The sequence below is a fragment of the Isoptericola sp. NPDC019482 genome, assembly GCF_040632295.1.
Taxonomy (GTDB): domain Bacteria; phylum Actinomycetota; class Actinomycetes; order Actinomycetales; family Cellulomonadaceae; genus Isoptericola.
This window is the reverse complement of sequence record NZ_JBEYBQ010000006.1, coordinates 69,691-89,369: the sequence shown is the minus strand read 5'-3', so window position 1 is coordinate 89,369 and position 19,679 is coordinate 69,691. Positions and strand designations below refer to the sequence as shown.

Annotated in this window: 11 protein-coding genes; all 11 read right to left on the bottom strand. The window is 76.2% G+C overall.

From position 1 onward, the window contains the following. Positions 1-11: 11 nt before the first annotated feature. The 11 genes from ABZ493_RS06750 to ABZ493_RS06700 all read right to left on the bottom strand — a co-directional run bounded on the left by ABZ493_RS06750 (position 12) and on the right by ABZ493_RS06700 (position 19,679). On the bottom strand, positions 12-1,709 hold the full coding sequence (locus ABZ493_RS06750) for a protein kinase (RefSeq protein WP_430581406.1): 1,698 nt from the start codon (positions 1,707-1,709) through the stop codon (positions 12-14). Next, positions 1,706-3,553 carry an FHA domain-containing protein gene (locus ABZ493_RS06745; RefSeq protein WP_430581405.1) on the bottom strand — a complete coding sequence of 616 codons (1,848 nt, stop codon included), beginning with the start codon at positions 3,551-3,553 and terminating at the stop codon, positions 1,706-1,708. Before ABZ493_RS06745 ends, ABZ493_RS06750 begins: the two co-directional genes overlap by 4 nt. Continuing rightward, positions 3,550-4,422, bottom strand: a complete 873-nt coding sequence (locus ABZ493_RS06740) for a protein phosphatase 2C domain-containing protein (protein ID WP_430581404.1) — start codon at positions 4,420-4,422, stop codon at positions 3,550-3,552. The genes ABZ493_RS06745 and ABZ493_RS06740 overlap by 4 nt, the downstream gene beginning before the upstream one ends. Then, a complete protein-coding gene (locus ABZ493_RS06735; protein ID WP_430581403.1) occupies positions 4,419-5,915 on the bottom strand; it encodes an RDD family protein in 1,497 nt (498 codons plus the stop codon). Before ABZ493_RS06735 ends, ABZ493_RS06740 begins: the two co-directional genes overlap by 4 nt. Continuing rightward, positions 5,912-8,371 (bottom strand): transglutaminaseTgpA domain-containing protein, encoded by a 2,460-nt coding sequence (locus ABZ493_RS06730; protein WP_430581402.1) that lies wholly within the window; start codon positions 8,369-8,371, stop codon positions 5,912-5,914. The genes ABZ493_RS06735 and ABZ493_RS06730 overlap by 4 nt, the downstream gene beginning before the upstream one ends. After that, positions 8,368-9,624, bottom strand: a complete 1,257-nt coding sequence (locus ABZ493_RS06725) for a DUF58 domain-containing protein (protein WP_430581401.1) — start codon at positions 9,622-9,624, stop codon at positions 8,368-8,370. The genes ABZ493_RS06730 and ABZ493_RS06725 overlap by 4 nt, the downstream gene beginning before the upstream one ends. After that, positions 9,621-10,595, bottom strand: coding sequence for a MoxR family ATPase (locus tag ABZ493_RS06720; RefSeq protein ID WP_430581400.1), 975 nt, complete (start codon positions 10,593-10,595; stop codon positions 9,621-9,623). Before ABZ493_RS06720 ends, ABZ493_RS06725 begins: the two co-directional genes overlap by 4 nt. Before the next feature lie 73 nt (positions 10,596-10,668). Then, positions 10,669-16,770 (bottom strand): Ig-like domain-containing protein, encoded by a 6,102-nt coding sequence (locus ABZ493_RS06715; RefSeq protein ID WP_430581399.1) that lies wholly within the window; start codon positions 16,768-16,770, stop codon positions 10,669-10,671. Between the two features lie 250 nt (positions 16,771-17,020). Then, positions 17,021-18,079, bottom strand: a complete 1,059-nt coding sequence (locus ABZ493_RS06710) for an FAD-dependent oxidoreductase (protein WP_430581398.1) — start codon at positions 18,077-18,079, stop codon at positions 17,021-17,023. Then, complete coding sequence (locus tag ABZ493_RS06705; RefSeq protein WP_430581397.1) at positions 18,076-18,600, bottom strand: isoprenylcysteine carboxylmethyltransferase family protein; 525 nt, start codon at positions 18,598-18,600, stop codon at positions 18,076-18,078. Before ABZ493_RS06705 ends, ABZ493_RS06710 begins: the two co-directional genes overlap by 4 nt. Next, positions 18,597-19,679 (bottom strand): 3-oxoacyl-[acyl-carrier-protein] synthase III C-terminal domain-containing protein, encoded by a 1,083-nt coding sequence (locus ABZ493_RS06700; protein ID WP_430581396.1) that lies wholly within the window; start codon positions 19,677-19,679, stop codon positions 18,597-18,599. Before ABZ493_RS06700 ends, ABZ493_RS06705 begins: the two co-directional genes overlap by 4 nt.

Here is a 19,679-nt window from a genome sequence, read left to right as displayed (position 1 = left end):
CGTCGAGCGGGTCATGGCGCCGTCACGCACGCGTCCTGCGGCTGCGCCGACGGCTTCCCGTGCCGCACCACGACCACCGAGACGCAGGTCTCGCCGGAGTCGAGCGGCACGGAGACCTGCGTGTCCTCGGTGGGCTCGTACCGCGCGTCCCCGGTCAGGCTGAGCTTCGCCCAGGCGTAGGTGTCGCCGTCCTGGGCGCCCTTCGGCGGCTTCCAGGTGAAGACGGCCTCGCCGCCCTTCGCGGTGCCGGCCAGGCCCTGCACCGGCGGCACGAGGTCGCCGAGGTTGTCCTCCGCCTCCACGGGCGCGTCGGTCGCCGACCCGGCCGTCGCGGAGGCCGACGGGTCGTCCGCCTCGCCGAGCCCGTTGAGCAGCCCGACGAGCACGCCGACCGCGACCACGGCGAGCACCACCCCGCCCACGACCACGCCCACGACGCGGCGGCGCGCGGGTGCGGCGTCCGCAGGCGCCTCGGCGGCACCGGGGGCCGGGGTGCTCGCCGGCGCCGCGGACCGGTAGACCGTCGCCTCGTCGGGCACGCCCGGCAGCCCGGCGCCCGGCCCGGTCGTCCAGCCCGTGTCCGCGGCCGGGGCGCCGCCCGACAGCAGCGGGACGTAGCCGCCCGTCGACGGGCTCGCCGGGACCGGGCGGTCGGGCGCGATGTCAGGGACCGCGGGAGCGACGGCCCGCGGGTCGCGGACCGGGACGGCCGGGGACGCGGGCACGGCCGGGCGACGCTGCGCGGGAGCCGGCGACGGGTCGACCGAGACGACCTCGCGCAGCCGCGTCCCAGGGGCGTCGTCGTCGAGGTCGTCGATGGCGTCGTCGGCCTGCACCTGACCGGAGTCGTCCAGGACGTCGACGGGCGTGTGCGCCAGCGAGAGCTCGCCCTGCGCGCGCTGGAGGGCTCGGGCGAACGCGAGCGCGGACGGGTACCGGGCCTCGGGCCGCTTCGCCATCGCGGTGGACAGCACGCCCTCGAGCGACGGCGGCAGGTCGGTGCGCCCGACCGGCGGCAGCGGCGCCCCCGTGATCCGCGCGACCAGATCCGCGGACGTGTTGCCGCCGCCCGGCACCTCGAACGGCGTGCGCCCGGCGAGCAGCGTGTACAGCGTGGCCGCGAGCGCCCACACGTCGGTCGCGACGCCGGAGGTCGGCGGGTCGGAGAACGCCTCGGGCGGCGACCACGGGATCGACATGCCCTCGGCCTCGCCGCTGTCGCCCAGCGTGGCGGAGATGCCGAAGTCCGTCAGCGCCGGGTGGCCGTACTCGGTGACGAGGACGTTGGCCGGCTTGATGTCGCGGTGGATGATGCCGGCCCGGTGCGCCGTCTCGACGGCGCCGGCGACCTGGATCGTGGTGCGCAGCGCCTCGGCCACCGAGAACCGCTCCTTGCGGTACCGCTGGCCGAGGTTCGCGCGGGGGCAGTACTCCATCGCCAGGTACGGTCGCCCGTCCTGGGCGATGTCCGCCTCGTAGATGGTGGCGATGGACGGGTGGCTCGACAGCGAGGCCATGAGGTCGGCCTCGGACTCGAACGCGGCCCGGCGACCGCTGTCCCGCTCGGTGAGCAGCACCTTCACGGCGACCCGCCGTCGGGGGCGGTGCTGCTGGTACAGAAAGACGTCGGCGAACCCGCCGGAGCCGATCAGCGAGATGTACTCGAACCCGTCGATCCGCGGCGGGGGTGCGGGGGCGCGCCTGCTCACCACAGCCCCTCGAAGCTCAGGGTCACGCCGTCGCCGAGGTCGACGACGTCACCGTCCGCGAGCAGCGTGGGCTCGTTCGGGTGCAGCCGCTGCGGGGCCTGACCGGGGCGCAGCAGCACGGTGCCGTTGGTGGTGGCCAGGTCGCTGGCGAGCACGTGCCACCCCTCGAGCTGCACGGACACGTGCGAGCGGGAGACGTCGTTCTGCGGGCTCGGCACCGTCACGAGGCGCGGCATCTCGGACGCCGCACCGCGCGGCGAGCGCGGACGCCGGCCCACGACGAGCGGCCGGTCCAGCTCCAGCGCGCTCCCGTCGGAGACCCGGACCTGCCCCAGCGACGGGCGCGGGGCGGGCGCGGCGTCGCCCTCGAGGGCGGCTCCGCACTCGCGGCAGTCGTCGCGGGACGGCGGGTTGGCGTGGCCGGACGGGCACACCCGCGCCAGGACCTGCGGGCCGCTGCCGAGCGCCGGCCCGGGCGCCGACGGGGTGCCGGCCGCGCCGCTCGACGCCGGGCCCGCGAGCCCGGGCTGCGCGACGGCCTGCGCGCGCAGCGCCGCGATCTGCGACCCCATCACCGTGTGGCCGTCGTGGTCGTCGTCGCCGACGTCGTCCCCCGCCTGCGTGCCGGCTCCGGCGTCACCCTCCGACGGGGCGGGCGCCGGTGACCCGAAGGTCCCGGAGGCCCCCGCGCCCCAGGTGCGGGGGACGCCCGAGATCAGTCCCGGGCCGTCGGCGGCGGGCGCCTGCGCGGGGTCGACGACGAGGTCCGCCACGTCGGGCGCGACCGTCGCGGCGGGGTCGGCGGGGCCGTCCGAGCCGTCCGGGCCGTCCGACGCCGCGTCGGGGCCGGCCGGCGTGCTGCCGCCCGCGGCGGGGTCCGGGGCATCGTGCTCGTCCTCCTCGGCCAGGCGCACCGCCGCGTCCTCCACGCTGCGCGCGATGGTCTCGCCCCACAGGTGCGTGTAGCCCGCGATCGCGGGCTCGTCGTCCGCGGCCTCGGCCGGCGCGTCGTCCGGCAGGTCGTGCGCGACCGGTGCCGACGGGGCGACCTGCGGGACGTCCCCCGCGCCCGCGGCGGGCGCCGGCCCGACGTCCGTGCGAGGACCGTCCTCCGGCTCGGGCGGGGGGAGCACCGTCTCCACGGGGGGCGCGAACGTCTCGGCGAGCCCGACCAGCGTCGGGCGCTCGGGCGAGGCGGGGCCGTCCTCCGGCGGCGCGGGCGGTGCCGGCGGCGCCGTCGACGGCACCGGGCGGGCGGCGGGGACGTCCGCGGCCGGGACGAGGTCCGGCGGGACGTCGCCGCCCACGCCGGCCGACACCCCTGCCGACGCACCCGCCGACGCACCCGCCGACGCACCCGCCGACACAGTGGCCGACACAGTGGCCGACACGGTGGCCGCCCGGACCACGCCCTGCCGCACCGGCCAGGAGGCGGCGGAGGCGCCGTCCTGCTCGGCATCCCGGCCGGGCGCGTCGGCGCGATCGAGCCGCACGGCCGTCACGCCCGCGACGCGCCGCTCCTGCCAGGTGAAGACCCCGGCGCCCTCGACGTCCACCGGGCCGTCCGCGGTCTCGCAGCGCACCCGGAACCCGCCGCGTACGAGCACGTGCGCCTCGCGGTCGGCGTCGACCGTGACCGCGGCGAAGCCGGGCAGCGTCGCGAGGTCGAGGCCGAGGTGCGCCGTCAGCACCTCCACCACGGCCGTGACGCGGGCCGGCCCCGCCACCCCCGCCTCCCACAGCGGCAGGGCGGTCGCGGCGGCCGACGCCGGCAGCAGCGCCCACGCCCGGTCGTGCACGACGGCGACGTCGTCGCCCGGCGTGTATCGCGCGGTCGCGCTCACAGCGGTCCTCCCATCACGAGCCCGTGCGCCCGGGGCAGCGTGTCCTCGTCGTCCGTCTCGGTCTCGGCCCGGGGGGCCGTGTGCTCGGCACCCGGGTCGTCGTCCGCGGAGCGCGCGTCGACCACGACCACCGTGATGTTGTCCCGCCCCCCGGCATGCAGAGCCTCCGCGACGAGGCGGTCCGCCGCCACCTGAGGGTCCGGGTCGGCGAGCAGGATCTCGGCGATCCGGGCGTCGTCGAGCTCCACCGTCAGGCCGTCCGAGCAGACCAGCATCCGGTCGTGCGCGCCCACCGGCAGGAACCAGAAGTCGGCGGCCGGGCGCGGGCCCGGGCCCAGGGCCCGCGTCACGACGTGCCGGCGCGGGTGGGTGCGCGCCTCCGCCGCGGTGATCGCCCCGGCGTCGAGGAGCTCCTGCACCTCGGAGTGGTCCACGCTCACCTGCTCCAGGCGCCCGTCGACCAGGAGGTAGGTGCGCGAGTCGCCCAGGTTGAGGACGAGCCAGTACGGCGCGCCCTCGTGCTCCACCAGGATCACTCCGGTGATCGTCGTCCCCGCCCCGCGGCCGGGCGCGGTGCCGATCTCCTGGAGCCGCTCGTGCGCCACGGCGAGGCGCTCCTCGACGTCACGCGCGGCGCTCTCCCCGGCGGCCTCGCGCAGGCCGGCGGACAGCGGTCCGAGTGCCTCGACGGCGACCCGGCTCGCGACCTCACCGGCGTCGTGGCCGCCCATGCCGTCCGCGACGACGAACGCCCGCCCGGACGCGAGATGGCTGTCCTCGTTCAGGCTCCGCCGGGCGCCGCGATGCGTGGCGGCGCCCCACCGCACCTCGAGCGGGAGCTCGAGGTGCTGTCCGTCGCCGGCGCTCATGCGTCGCCCCGGACGACCTTCACGGGGCAGTCCCCGAGGTGCAGCGTCGCGTCGAACGGGACGCGGACGCGGGCGCCGGCCGCCACGATCCGCGGGCGCTGCCCGGGGGCGGACACCACGGTGCCGTTCGTCGAGCCCCGGTCCACCACCCACAGACCGCTCGGGTCCGGGTACAGCTCGGCGTGGGTCTTGGAGACCGACCGCGTGCCGTCCGGCACCACGACCGTCGCCCACGTCTCGCCGGCCGGCGCCTGCGGGTTGCGGCCGACCAGCGTCTGCGTCGTGACCACCGCGACCCTCTCCCCCGTCTCGAGCACCAGCGCCGCCGGCCGGGGAGCGACCGGCACCATGCGCGTCTGCCCGTCGACAGGCCCGTCGTCGGACGGGTCGCCTGCCGGGTGAGCAGCAGGTTCGGCCGCGGGCCGGTCGGCAGGGGCGGCGGCCGCCAGGGCCGGGCCCGGGGGCGCCGTCGCGGGCGCGGCGGGCTCCGCCGTCGGGCCGCCCTTCACGACGCCGGGCACGCGGGTGATCAGCCCTTCGCCGGGGGCCTGCGAGGCCGGGAACTCCCACGGGTCGGGGGTGGCGGGGGCGACGGGCTCCCGCGGCGCCGGGGCCGCGGCCGCGACCGGGGCCTGCGCGGGGACCGGTGCCTGCGCGGCGACCGGTGCCTGCGGCGCGGCGGCCGCCGCTGCCGGTGTCGGTGCCGGTGCGGTGAACGCGGCGAGCGACGTGATGGGCTCGGGGCCGGCGTCCCGGGCACGGTGCAGCACCACGGTGCGGGCGGCCTTGTCGTGCCAGCCCTGGCGGCGTGGCCCGTCGAACGACGGGCTTGCCAGCACGACGAACTGCCCGATCCCCAGCACGATCGTGCCGGCGCCGATGATGATCCAGCGCAGCGCGGCACGCCAGAACCCGACGGGCCGGTACGACCCGGCGTCCACGGTGCGCAGCCCGAGCAGCGCCCCGCCGACCGTGCGCCCGGTGCGGCCCTCGACGATCACCAGCGCCACCCAGCAGGCCAGGGCCACCAGCGCCGCGACGACGTACGTCCCCACGACCCGGGCGAAGATCGCCGCGGCCTCCTCCTGCGTGACCTCCACGACGCCGCCGTTCAGCGGCACGCCCGACATCCCCAGCCCGACCAGGATCGTGAGGAACGGCAGCACGCCCGTCGCGACGCCGTCGAGCAGCCAGGCGGCGAAGCGGCGCCCCGTGCCCGCGATCGTCGCGCCCGCGGGCACGCCGTCCGGCCCCGCCCCGCCCGCCGGCGCCGCGGGGATGCCCGCCGCCACCGTGTCGGGCGACGCCGGCGCGCCGGCCGCCAGGCCCAGCCCCGCCTCGGGTACGTCGTGCGCGAAGATGCCGCCCGCGGGCCGCCGCGCGTCCTGCGGCACGGGTTGCCCGGTGCGCGGGAACTCCGCCCCGCACAGCGCGCAGAGCGCCGCGCCGGCGGGCTGGGCGCTGCCGCAGGCCGCGCAGGTGATGTCCGTCATCGGGAGTCCCCGTTCTCGTTCCCGTGCTGTCGCTCGTCGTGCGGCCGTGCCCCTCCGGTCGGCCGGCCCCACGGTAGCCGTGCGCGCAGCGCCGGCCACCACGTGAGGCGACCCGCACGCCGACCCGGTCCGTCGCCCCCGCGCAGGGAGCGTAGCGAGACCGCGGCCCGCCACCGGTCGCGACGCCGCACCCCGGACCGCAGGCCGCCCACGACCGTGGCGACGTCGGCCCAGTAGGCGTCCACCTCCTGCGGGCTCGGTTCGGCCCCGCCGAAGACGCTCGCGTCCGCGCGGTGCGCGAGCGCCACGTGCCCGGCGTCGCCGAACCGCTCGCCCACCGCCTGCGCGCCCTCGCGGCGCGTGGCGCCCGGCGGGACCCCGGTGCCGAGGTCCGTCGCGACGTCCACGACCTCGCGCCAGCCCCCGCTGACCCGGTCCGACGGGCGCCCGGTCGTGCGCCGGCGGGTGCGCCGTCGTGCCTTGAGGGCCAGGATCACGAGGAACGGCGACGCCAGCAGCGCCAGCGGGACCACCACGGCCGCGACCACCAGGGCGGCCAGGCCCCAGTCGAAGCGGTCGGCGTCCTGGTCGTCCTCGTCGGTGTCCTCGGTCTCGCCCGGGATGTCGTCGGCCGGCTCCTCCGGCGGCTCCGGCTCGTCGAGCACGGGCGGCTTGGGCACCTGCTTGCTGCGCGGCTGCGGCTGGACCTTCGAGTCCTCGTCGGGCACGGCGTCGATCGCCGCCCACCCGTACCCCTCGAACGGCACCTCGACCCAGGCGTGCACGTCCTGGCCGGTGGCCGTGTACGGCTCGCCCGGCTCGAGCCGGCCCTTCTCCGGGTAGAAGCCCATCGTCACGCGGGCCGGGATGCCCGCCTCGCGCGCCATGAGGGCGAGCGCGACGGCGAACTGCTCGTCGTCGCCGACCATCCTCTCGTCGGCGAGGAGCTCGTCGATGCGCGCGGCGAAGTGCCCCGGCCGGGAGAACGTCTGGCCCTCGAGCCCGCTGGAGAAGACGCCCGACGCGACCAGGCCGTCGCGCAGCGCGAACAGCCGCTCCACCGGTTCGGTGGCGTCGCCCATGAACTGACCCGCCTTGCCGCCCGTGGACGCCGGGACGACCTCCTTCGGCAGCGGCGGCAGCTCGACGTCCGTGTCGATCGCCCCGGCGCGCAGGTCCTCCTCGGACGGCTGCGGGGCCACCTGCGCCTGCAGCTCGTACGTGTCGCCCGCGACGACGCCGTCGGTCGCCAGCAGCGTCCCGGTGGTGCCGTTGTAGTAGGTGCCGGCGGTGTGCTCGGCGGCCCGGTCGCCCCGCCAGGTGATCCCGGTGACGGCGCCGACGTCGGGCACCCAGGGCCCGTCGTAGTCGAGCACCTGCACGGTGACCGGCAGCCGGGCGGCGTCGTCCGCCGTCGCGATCTCGGCGCCCGCGCGCGCGTAGATCCCCGAGCCGGGCAGGTCGCTCGACGCGGCGAAGACGACGCCGTCGTACGAGTCCAGGGTCGCGAGCCGCACCCGCGCTCCCTCGGGCAGCCCCTCGACCCGGAAGAGCTCGGTCTCCCGCTCGTCCTTGGCGTACTCGCGGAACGACGCGAGCGGCGTCACGTACTGGTGCAGGTCGAGCGGCGGGGTGATCTCCTCGCGCAGCACGGTGCGCGGGTCCGCGGGCAGCAGGGCGGGGGCGGCGACCGCCGCGACCACCGCCGCCACGCCCAGCACCATCGCGCCCGTGCGGAACCGGTACCAGCGCAGGCGACGGGTCGCCTCCGTGCTGGCCTCCGTGGTGACCGAGTGGCGGCCCAGCCGCCCCTCGACCACGCGCAGCGCCGACCACAGCAGCCCGACGGCGCCGAGCACGAGGCCCTGCGCCAGCGGCAGCGCCGGCTCCACCGTCCCGAGCAGGATGACGGCGACGAGGCCGGCGGCGACGGGCAGCATCGCCCAGGCGGCGAACCGGGCCCGCCACGCGATCGACCCGGCGACGACCGCCACGACGAGCATCAGCAGGTACGGCACCACGGCCAGGTCCGGGAACGACAGCATCGGCGGCGGGGAGGTGACGAACTCCTTCCAGCCCTCGACGGAGCCGAGCGCGAGGCCGCGCACCGTGGCGAGCGTGGGCAGCACCCCGCCGAGCGTGGTGCCCGGCAGCGCCAGCGCGCCGCCGAGCACGAAGTAGCCGGCGATCGTGACTGCCGCGACCGTCACCACGGGCCAGCGGCGCCAGGCGCCCAGCCACGCGATCAGCAGGCCGACGACGGCGCCGCCGGCCGCGGGCGGCACGTAGGCCGCCGACCCCCACACGGGCCCGAAGCCCACGGCGACCGCGGCGAGCAGGAGCACCAGGACGGCGCCGTCGACCGCGCCCGCCCGCGTCAGGACGCGCGGGGCGGGGCCACGACGGCGCGTCGTGCCCTGTGTGCTCTGGGTGCCCTGGGTGTGCGCCTCGGTCATCGCTCGTTCAACCTCCGCATCGCGAGCGGCAGCTCGCCGAGGCTGCCGAGGGTCAGGACCGTCAGCTCGGCCACCGTGTGCCGGCTCATCGACGACCCGGGGACGCACTGCAGCGCCACGACCTGCACGTTCTGCGGCAGCCGCGCCGAGGCGGCGCGCAGCTCGGCCGGGCGCACCCCGCTGCCCACGACGAACGCCACCACGGACGCGTCGGTGATGGTCTGCCCCGCCAGCCGCGCGACGTCGGCGAGGCGCGTGCGCGTCGCCGACGTCGTCTCGACCCGGGCGAGGTCGTCGAGCAGGCGCATGCGGTCGTCGCCGCGCAGCCGGCCGTCGTTCACCAGGACGGTCACGCCGCGGTCCTCGCGGATGGCCTGCAGGCCGAGCGAGCCGCACACGCTGACCGCGAGCTCGAACTCCTCGTCGCTCGCGTAGTCGTCGTGGCGCGTGGACAGCAGCACCGCCAGGTGCGACCGGCGCGTCTCCTCGAACTGCCGCACGACGAGCTGCCCCGTGCGGGCCGTCGTCTTCCAGTGCACGTGCCGCAGGTCGTCGCCCGGCACGTAGTCGCGCAGCGCGTGGAACGACACGTCCGAGTCGGACAGGTCCGTGGTGACGCGGCCCTCGAGGTCCTTGAGGAAGCCCGTCGACGACCCGGTGAGGGGCTTCGTCACCGGGTGCACGAACAGCTCCTCCACCTGCGTGAGCTGCACCTCGCGGCGCAGCAGCCCCAGGGGGTCGGACCGCACCGAGCGCACGGGGCCCACCGGGATGACGCAGCGGCGGCGCGTCGGCACGGTGAAGATCTCCTCGTGCGTGCCGCCGGGGCGCAGCCGCGGCACGGGGAACGCCGCCGAGCCCGCCCCGACCGGCACCTCCATGACCGACGGCAGCAGCGGCCGCTGCGTCGGGTTGCGCACGTCGAGGCGGCCGACGGCGCGCTCGCCCACGGTGACGCGGCGCTGGGCCAGGTCGAGGTTGACGGCGTAGCGCAGGCGGCCCAGCACGAACGCGAGCGCCGCGAGCAGCACCACCGTGAGCAGCACGGCGACGACGAGCACCTCGAGCCACGACCCCGCGAGCCCCGCCACCCACGCGGCGACGGCGGTCACGAGCACCGCCCAGCCGAAGGGGCTCACGGACGAGGTCACCGGGGAGGCGAGCTCGCGCACCCGGCCCCAGGGTCCCTCGACGCGCCCGAGCGCGCGCCGCAGCGCGCGCCGGGCGTCGTGCCGCCACGTGCGCGAGGTCATGCCCGGGCCTTCTCCTGCGGTGCGGCGACGTCGGCGAGGATCCGGGCCAGCACCTGCTCGGCGGTCGTGCCGGCGAACTCCGCCTCCGGGTCGAGGGTGAGGCGGTGCGCCCACACGGGCTGCACGAGCTGCTTGACGTCGTCCGGGAGCACGTAGTTGCGCCCGTGGGCGGCCGCCCACACCTTGGCGCAGCGCACCAGCGCGAGGGCGCCGCGCACGGAGACGCCGACGCGCACCTCGAGGGCGGCGCGGGTCTCCTCCGCCAGGCGGGAGACGTACTCCAGCACCGCCGGGTCGACGTGCGTGGTGCCCGCCAGCTCAGCCATCTCGACGACGGCGGAGGTGGTGACGACCGGGGCCAGCGCGGCGCTGCGGTCGCGCACCGAGGCACCGCCCAGGATCTGCACCGTGGAGGCGTGGTCCGGGTAGCCGACCGACGTCTTCATGAGGAAGCGGTCGAGCTGCGCCTCGGGCAGCCGGTAGGTGCCGGCCTGCTCGATCGGGTTCTGCGTCGCGATCACCATGAACGGGCGCCCGGCCGAGTGCGGCACGCCGTCGACCGTGACCTGCGCCTCCTCCATGACCTCCAGCAGCGCCGACTGCGTCTTCGGCGAGGCGCGGTTGATCTCGTCCGCGAGCACGATCGACGCGAACACCGGGCCGGGGTGGAAGTCGAACTCGCCGGTCTTCTGGTCGTAGATCGTCACGCCCGTGACGTCCGAGGGCAGCAGGTCCGGCGTGAACTGGATGCGGCTGCTGGTGCCCTGCACGCTCGCGGCCAGAGCGCGCGCCAGCGACGTCTTGCCCGTGCCGGGCGCGTCCTCCAGCAGCAGGTGGCCCTCGGCCAGCATGCACGTGAGCGCGAGGCGCACCACCGGCGCCTTGCCCAGCACGGCCTGGCCGACGTTGCCGACCAGGCGGTCGAAGGTCTGGGCGAACCAGGCGGCCTGCTCGGTGGTCATCGTGCTCATGGGGTGTCTTCCTCGTCCGTGATCAGGACCGTCGGGCGGTCGGTGCTGCGGTGGGTGCAGGGGGAAGGGGGTGCTACCACGTCATCTTGTTCGTGGTGCCGAGGCTGGTCTCGATCCAGACCTTGTTGCCCGGCTTGCCGTAGAAGCACTCGACCTTGGCCTCCCCGTAGTTGCCGTTGCTGTTGGTGCTCGCCCCGATCGGGCCGGAGTTCAGGCTGTCGCCCCCGGAGCCGTAGCACTGGTAGGTGAAGTTCTTCTCCGCTGGGGCGTTGCGGATCGTCAGCGACAGGTAGCTGCACGACGTACCGGAGCACGGGCCGTACTTCCCGTCGTAGCTGCCGGTGCGCCCGACGGTGAGCGTGGGCTTCGGCTCGTCCGCCGTCGTCCCCGTCTTCGTCGCCCACGAGCCGCACCCGGCGGCGTTGCACGCGCGCGCCTTGAGCGTGTAGCTCTTCGAGTAGGCCGCCGTGACGCCGGCGGTCTTGGGCCAGCTCGTCCAGGAGCCGCTGCCCGACCAGTCACCGGACTTCCGGTACTCGATCCTCTTGAGGGCGTTGCCGCCGTTGCTGGCGGGCGCCTTGACGGTGAACGAACCGTCCTTCGTGCCGCTCCTCGCCCACGAGATCCCCGGGGTGCCGGGCGTCGTGAACGGCGTGACCGAGCCCGATTTCCCGGACCAGGCGGAGCAGGTGTACTCGTTGCACGCGCGCACCTGGAACGAGTAACTCGTCCCGTTGGTCAGTCCCGTGTACTCGAACGGGTTCGAGCCCGCGTTCCGGGCGCCGGAGCCGTTGGCCCGCACCTGGTAGTAGCCGCCGGGCCCGCGGAAGGCGCCCGACGCGATGTCGGTCCAGGCCACCTGGGCGCGGCGGCTGGTGTTGGTCGCGTCGTACAGCGACGCCTTGACGCCGCTCGGCGTGGCGGGCGTCCCGTAGGGCACGACCGCCTTGGACGCGGCCGAGGCCGTGCCCTTGCCCGCCTTGTTCTGCGCCGTGACGCGGAAGGTGTAATTCGCCTGGGTGCTCAGGCCCTCCACGGTCTGCGAGAGCCCGCCGCCGCCCACCTTGATGGTCCGGTCCACCGAGCCGCCGCGGAGCACGTCGAGCCAGTACGTCGACGGGGTGTCGCCGTTCGCGGGGGCCGCCTTCCACGTCACCTTCACCTGGCCGCCGAGCGCGGTGTTCACGCGGGTCGCGGTGGGCGCCGCCGGCGCGCCGGGCTTGCCCGCCGGGATCTCCTCGGCCGAGTACGCGCCCCAGTCGGACGGCTCGGGCGCCCCGTTCTCGGCCTGGACCCGCACGCGGTAGGCGGTGCCGTTGGTGAGGCCGTCCCAGGTCGCGGACGTGCCGCTCACGCACTCCTTGCGGATCGCCCCCGACGCGGGCGCCGGCGAGATCTCCAGGTTGACGCACTCGATCTGCGACCGGTCGGTGTACAACCGGTTGGTCCAGCTCACGGTGAGCTGCTTGTCGCCGAACTTCAGCCGCGGCGCCGCGGGCGGGTCCGGGCGCTCGTCGGGGGTCGCCGGCGCGGAGGCCGGCGACGGCGACGACGGGCCGACGTCGTTGGTCGCGACGACCGTGAACGTGTACTCCTGGTCGTTGGTCAGCCCCGTGATGGTGCACGTGGTGCTGGCGCACTGCTGCTCGTCGCCCCGGCTGCTGCGCACCGTGTAGCCGGTGATCGGCGAGCCGTTGTCGTTCGGCGGCTCCCAGCTCAGCACCACGGTCTCGGAGCGGACCTCCTCGACGCGCGGCGCGCGGGGGGTCTCGGGCTTGCCGAGCACGGTGACGTGCACGCGCCCCTCGACCTCGCGTGCCGGGTCCTCGGTGGCGTCCTGGATGCGGTAGCGCACCACCATGACGCCCACGAAGCTGTCGCCGGGCGTGACGACCAGCTCGTCACCCTTCACGACGACGTCGCCCACCCCAGTCTCCGTCACGCCGCTCACGAGGTGCAGCGGCTCGCCGGGGAACGGGTTCGTGTCGTTGTCGAGCACCCGCACCGTGGTCGCCTGCCCCTGGTGCGCGTCGGCGACCCGGTCGTCGTTGGCGCGCGCGAGCTCGCGGGTCGAGGCCACGACGCGCGCGTCCACCTGCCCGGAGACGGGCGCGTTGGTGCCGTCGTTCGCGGTGATGCCGATCGGCACGACGGTGCCCTTCGGCACGTCCGGGCCGGCCTGGACCTCGAGCTGGGTGCCCGCCACCGTGACCGTCAGGCCCTGCTGGGCGGCCTCGGCGGTGAACGTCAGGCTGTCGCCGTCGGGGTCCTCCGCGAGGCGTGCCAGGTTCAGCGTGCCGGTCTCGCCGGCGGCCACGTCGAGCTCGCCGCGCGCGACCTCCGGCGGCAGGTTCTCGGGCGGCACGACGACGAACGGCTGCGTCAGCAGCGCCGTCAGGCCGTCCGGGTCGTCCGGTCCGGACCCGTCCGTCACCTCGAACGTCACCGATGCCGGGCCGGAGTAGTCCTCGGCCGGGGTGTAGACGATCCCGGTCGGGCCGGTCACCTCGGTGGCACCCTCGAGGCCGGAGACCTCGTCCTCCTCCGTGAGCCGCGGCTCGCGCCCGGGCGCGACCTCGACGAGCTTCGACAGGTCGAGCGTGTACGGCTCGCCCGCGACCACCTCGATCGGCGCGGCCTGGCGCAGCCTCGGCAGCGGGCGCTGGTCCTCGGTGCGGACGCCGGGCACGTGCACGAAGGCCTTGGCCTCCAGCCCGTCCATGTCGGTCACGGTGTACGTGACGACCTGCCGCTCGGCCGTCACCGGGACCGCCAGCGTGCCGTCGTCGGTGACCCGGACGCCGGCCGCGGCCGTGGCCTCGTCGACCGAGACCTCGAGCGCGTCCGCCGTGCCGTCGGGGTCCGCGTCGTTGGCGCGGACGTCCACCGCGACCGACCCCTTCGCGGCGTACGCCTGCTCGTCGCTGACGACGTCGTCCTCGGCCACCGGCCGCAGCAGCGGGGCGTCCGCGCGCGTCTTGACCGTGACCGCGGCTCCCGCGCTGGCGCCCAGCGGGTCCTGGACGGTGTAGTAGAAGGACCCGGTGCCCTCCTCGGCGGGGCTCTGCACGACCACCTGGTCGTCCTTGATCCGGCCCTCGTACTCCTTCGCCGCCTCGAGCCCGTCGTCGACCAGCGAGATCTGGTCGCCGTCCGGGTCGGAGTCGTTGGACAGGACCGGGACGGCGACGGTGCGCTCGGGGCGCACGGTCACCTCGTCGTCGGTGGGCGCGGGCGGCTGGTTGCCGTCGTCGGTCAGGGCGATGCCCACCCGGGCCGTGCCCGTCGCCGTCGCGCCCCGCGCGTCCTGCACCGCGTAGCGGAACGTGTCCGTGCCGGACGACGTCTCCCCCGCCGTGTAGACGAGCGAGCCGTCCTTGACCTCGGCGGTGCCCTTGGCGGGCGCCGACGAGACCCCGGTGAGTGTCACGGAGTCGCCGTCCAGGTCGATCCCGTCCAGGTCGACCTCGACGCGCACGGCGCTGCCGGACAGCACGCGCGCCTCGACCTCCGGCGGCTGCGGGGCCGCGTTCTCCGCCCCGTCGCGCACGCGGATCGTCAGCTGCGCGGCGTCCTTCTGCCCGTTGGGGTCCGTCACCTCGTACACGGCGTGCGTGGTGCCGGCCGTCGAGCCGGCCTTGAACCGCACGGTCTCCCCCGAGACGAACGCCTCGCCGACGCCGCCCTCGGGCGCCTCGACGAGCTCGTCGCGCAGCGTGAGCTCGAGGCCGTCGGGGTGGGTGTCGTTCTCCAGCACCGGAACCGTCACGACGTCGCCCGTGTGCACGGTGACCTCGTCGGCCTCGGCCTCCGGCGGCTGCAGCTTCGTGGCCGCGGGGACGGGCACCACCCGGACCTCGCCGTCGGCGGTCTGCGTCCCGTTCGACACCGTGTACCGGACCGTCACCGGTTCCTCGAGCCGGCGGGTCTCGGTCACGCGCAGCACGTGGTGGGCCAGCACCGCGACGCCCACCCCCGACTCCTCGGGCGCCTCGACGGACTGCACCACCAGCACCCCGCCCGCGGGGTCCGTGTCGTTCGCGAGCACGTCGACCAGCGTGGAGCCGCCCGCGGGCAGCAGCGCCCGGTCGGCGACGACGACGGGCGCGCCCTGGGCGTCGTCCGGCGCGATCACGTCCACCCGCACGAGGCCGGTCGACGCCGACGGGCCGTCGCTCACCTGGTACGTGACGTCGTAGCTGCCGGGCGTGGAGGAGGTGAACGTGAACCGGTCGGACTCGGGGCTGGTCGCGATGTCCGCGCCCGACACCTCCGCGACGTCCGTCAGCTGCAGGTCGTCGCCGTTGGGGTCCGCGTCGTTGTCGAGCGGGGAGACGGTCACGGCCTCGCCGGCGAGCACCTCGACGTGGTCGTTCACCGGGATGGGCGGCTGCTGGCCGGAGACGACGTCCACGAGCAGCTTGCCCTCGCCCGTGGCGCCGAGGCCGTCCGAGACGGTGAGGTCGATGATCTTGCGCCCCGTCGACCCGCCGGCGTCCGTCAGCTCGACCGTGCCGTCGGGCTCGAACGTCACGTCGTCGCCCCGGGCCTGCGAGCCCGCGCTGGACAGCACGAGGTCGTCGCCGTCGGGGTCCTGGAAGTAGGGCAGCACGTCGATCGTCGCGGTGCCGCCGCTCTCCACCTTGAGCACGGGCTCGCCGGGCTGCTCGGGGGCCTCGTTCTCGCCCTCCGGCGAGACCTTCAGGGTGGTGGTGGCCTGCGCCGTGCCGTTCGGGCGCCCGTCCGACACCTCGTAGGTGAAGGTCGTCGTCCCGCTCACGTCGGCGGCGGCCACGACCTGGAGCGCGGCGCCGCCCATGATGCGCTGGACCTCGAAGCCCTCGGCCTCCGGCGGGTCCACGACGGACGCCGTGATCGTGTCGCCGTCCCGGTCGAAGTCGTTGGACAGCACCGGGAGCACGGTGGTGCGGCCGGGCCGCAGGCCCAGCGTCTCGTCCTTGACCGTCGGCGGGTTGTTCGGCTTGTCGCGGTCGACGACGACCTGGTCCACCTGCTCCAGCGTGGAGTCCTCCGACTCGCCGTCGTCGCCCTTCTGGTCGGCCGGGGTCGGCTCATCCCAGTCGTCGACCTTCTCGAAGTCGTCCGCCGCCATCCAGAGCGTGCCGGCGGCGAGGTCGTTGAGGACGACGAACTGGCGGTTCACGCGGTACTCGAGGGCCGTGTCGGAGCCGATCCCGTCGAGCGTCGTGTCCAGGTCGCGGTCCGTGCCCTCGCAGTCGCGCAGCACCGCGCCCTGCCCGGAGGCGACCCACGCCGCGTAGGCGCAGCCCGCCACCTGCACGGGCGCGGACGGCGTACCGCCCGTCGAGCGGCGCAGCTGACCCGTGCCGCCGCCGACCGGCTGGGAGAACAGGCCCTGCGGGGTCGCGACGAGCACGTCGTCCGCCTCGGGCGACGGCTGCTGCAGCCGCGACTCGGCGGCGCCCTCGAGGTCGACCGTGTCCCCGCCGGGCAGGACGAGCCGGCCGCCGGTGCGGTCGAGCACCACCGGGTCGTCGCCCACGACCGTCACCTCGAGGTCGGCGCCCTTGTCCACGGGCAGCTCGTGCCGCTCGTGCTCGCCCTCGTCCTGCGGGGCGCCGTTCGCCGTCGTCGGCACCTCGAGGAGCTCGCCCTGCGACGGCAGCGCCACGTAGACGGTGCCGTCCGGGCCCACGGCGCCGGTGGCCGCGCCCTTGAACTCCGCGGTCGGCTCGGTGCGGTCCTCCTCGAACGAGCTCGTGCCGTCGAACGGCAGCACCCACAGGCGCCCGTCCGCCGCGTCCACGACCGCCGTCGTCGGACCGCCCGAGATCACCTGGGCGCCTCGCGGCGCCTTCAGCGCCCCGTCGAGCACCAGGTGCGCCGGGTCCACGGGGGCCGCCGACGACGCGCCGTCGTCGTCGAGCAGCACCCGCTGGCCGTCCTGCTGGACGTCGAACGACGCGCTGCCCGCCACGAGCGTGCCGTCGAGCGCCTGCGACTCGTAGTTGAACCGGCCGAGCTCGCCCGTCGACGTCTTGGTGACCCACACGCCCGAGTCGTTGAGCTCGAGGTCGGCCGTCGCCTCGCCGTCGTAGACGAGGGCCGCCGCGACGACGATCGCCGAGACCGCGATCACGGACGTCGAGGACACGAAGCGGCGCTTGTCCTTCAGGGTGGTCGACCAGCCCATGGGCCAGGGTCTCCTCGTTCTCGGGTGCTGTGCGTCGGTGGTGTGGTCGGGATCGTCGTCGGTCGGGGATCACGTACGGCGTGCGGGCAGCGCCGCCCAGGATAGCCGGACGGTTGCCCCCGTCTTCACCCGATGGGGACCTCTCCCCATCGCCCCGCGCCGCGGGAGCGCGCCGCCGCGGCCGTCCTACCCTGGCCGCGGCGGCGGCGGGACCCCGCGGCCGTTCGCAGTGCGAGACGGCGGCGACGGATCAGCGCGCGAGCCGCTCCACGACGCGGCCGTACAGACCCGGCGCCCGGGCGGCGGCCGGCACCACGCGCCCGCGCAGGGGCGACGTCGCGAGCGCGACGAGCCCCGTCGTCAGCACCCGGTAGTCGCGGGTGGCGCGGGCCCACGCCCGCTCGTAGGCCGCGGGGTCGTCCAGGTGCTCGACGGCGGCCCGCGCCTGCGCCAGGCCGACCCGGAGCCCCTCCCCCGTCAGCGCGTCCACGTAGCCGGAGGCGTCGCCCACCAGGCGGACGTGCCCGGCGGCGCGCGCCGCCGACCGCACCCGCAGCGGCCCGGCCCCGCGCAACGGACCGTCCGCCGGCGCACCGGACAGCCGGTCCGCCAGCTCGGGCAGGCTCGCGAGCTCGGCGTCGGCGTCCGTGCCCCGCGGCCCGAGCAGTGCCACCCCCACGAGGCCGTCGGAGACCGGGGTCACGTACGCCTCGACCCGCGGGCCCCAGTGCACCTCCACCAGGTCCGTCCACGGACGCACCCGGTAGTGCCGGCGCAGCCCGAAGCGGCGCCGGCGCCGGACCGCGGTGCCGCGAGGCTCGTCGTCGCACACCTCGAGCCCCACCTCCCGCCGCACCAGCGAGTGCAGGCCGTCGCAGCCGAGCAGCCACCGCGCGCGCACCCCGCCCGCGGTCACGCCCGCCGCGTCCTGCACGACGGCGTCCGCCCTCCGTGGGAGCACCACCGCTCCCGCGTCGAGCGCCGCCGCGTGCAGGGCGGCGTGCAGCACCGTGCGCCGCACACCGCGTCCCGGGCCACCGGCGAAGCGGTGGTCGGCGGCGCGGCCGTCCTGCCGGTAGGAGATCCCCCGCAGGTCCCACCCGTCGGGGTCGACGCCGAGCCGTCGCACCGCGGCGAGCGTGCCCGGCATGAGGCCCTCCCCGCACGCCTTGTCGACGGGGGCGGGACGCGGCTCGAGCACGATCACGTCCAGGCCCGCCCGGCGCGCCTCGATCGCCGCGGCGAGCCCCACCGGCCCGCCACCGACCACGAGGACGTCGGCGTCGGGCGTCGGGGCGCGGCCCGTCACGCGACGTCCGCGAGGCGCAGCGCGCGCTCCTCGGCGGGGATCCGGAAGCCGAGCAGCAGCCAGGCGTTCAGGACGGTGAACGCGACCGCCGTCACCCACGCCGTGTGCACCAGCGGCAGCGCGACCCCCTCGACCACCACGGCCACGTAGTTGGGGTGCGCCAGCCACCGGTAGGGCCCCCGACGCACCAGCGGCAGCCCGGGGACCACGATGACGCGCGTGTTCCACCGCTCGCCCAGCGTGGCGATGCACCACCAGCGCAGGCCCTGGCTCGCGAGGACGAGCGCCAGCATCGGCCACCCCAGCCACGGCAGGAAGGGCCGGTCGGCGACGACGACCTCCACCACGCACGCCACGAGCAGGCCCGAGTGCAGCGCGACCATCGCCGGGAAGTGCCCCCGGCCCGACTCGACGCCCCCGCGCGCGAACGACCACCGGGCGTGCCGCGCCGAGACCACGAGCTCGGCCAGCCGCTCCAGCCCCGTCGCGAGCACCAGGGCCGCGTAGAGGGCGACGCTCACGCCGGCCCCCCGGGCTCGCCGCGCAGCAGCACCAGCTCGACCGCCACGCCCGGCCCGAACGCCATCAGCACGGCCCACCCGCCCGGCGGCGGCGCGCCGTCGTCGAGGGTCGCGGCGAGCACGTGCAGCACGGACGACGACGACAGGTTGCCCTCGGCCGCCAGGGTCGCGCGGGTGCGCGCCAGCGCCTCCTCGGGCAGGTCGAGGGCGTCGCGGACGGCGTCGACGATCTTCGGCCCGCCGGCGTGCACCACCCAGGTGCCGACGTCGTCCGGCTCCAGGCCGTGCGGCGCGAGCAGGTCCTTGACGTCCCCCGCGAGGTGCGCCCGCAGCAGCTGCGGCAGCTCCGCCGACAGCACGATGCCGAACCCGGTGTCCCGGACCTCCCACCCCAGGTGCCGCTCGGTCCCGGCATAGATCCGCCCGCGCGCGTCCACGACCCGCGGCGCGTGGCCGGCGCCGCGCGGTGCGACGTCGTCGCCGGCGACGACCACCGCGCTCGCACCGTCCCCGAAGAGGCCGGAGGACAGCAGGTTCGCGGTCGAGCCGTCGTCCCGCTGGAGCGTGAGCGAGCACAGCTCGACGGACACCAGCAGCGCCACCCGGCCCGGGTGCCCCGCCAGGTGCTCGTGCAGGTGGCCCAGCCCGGCCGCGCCCCCCGCGCACCCGAGCCCGAAGGAGGGCACCCGGCGCACGTCCGGCCGCAGGCCCAGGCGACCCACCAGGCCGGCGTCCACCGACGGCGCCCCCACCCCCGTCACCGACGTGAAGAACAGCAGGTCGACGTCGCCCGGGTCGACGCCCGCGGCAGCGAGCGCCTCCCGGCACGCCCGCTCGGCGAGCGCCGCGCCCTCGCGGGCGAACACGGCGTTGGCGTCCGCGAACCCGAACGGCCGCTCGTAGTCGGCCAGCGGGAGCGCGAGGTGGCGGGTGCGCACCCCGGCCGCGGCGTGCAGCCGGCGGGCCAGCTCGCGCCGCGGCCCCGCGGCGGTGAGCAGAGGGGCGACCGTCTCCGCGATCCGACCCTGCGGGTGCGCCGGGCCGGGCAGGACGGGGGCGACGGCGAGGACGCGAGACAT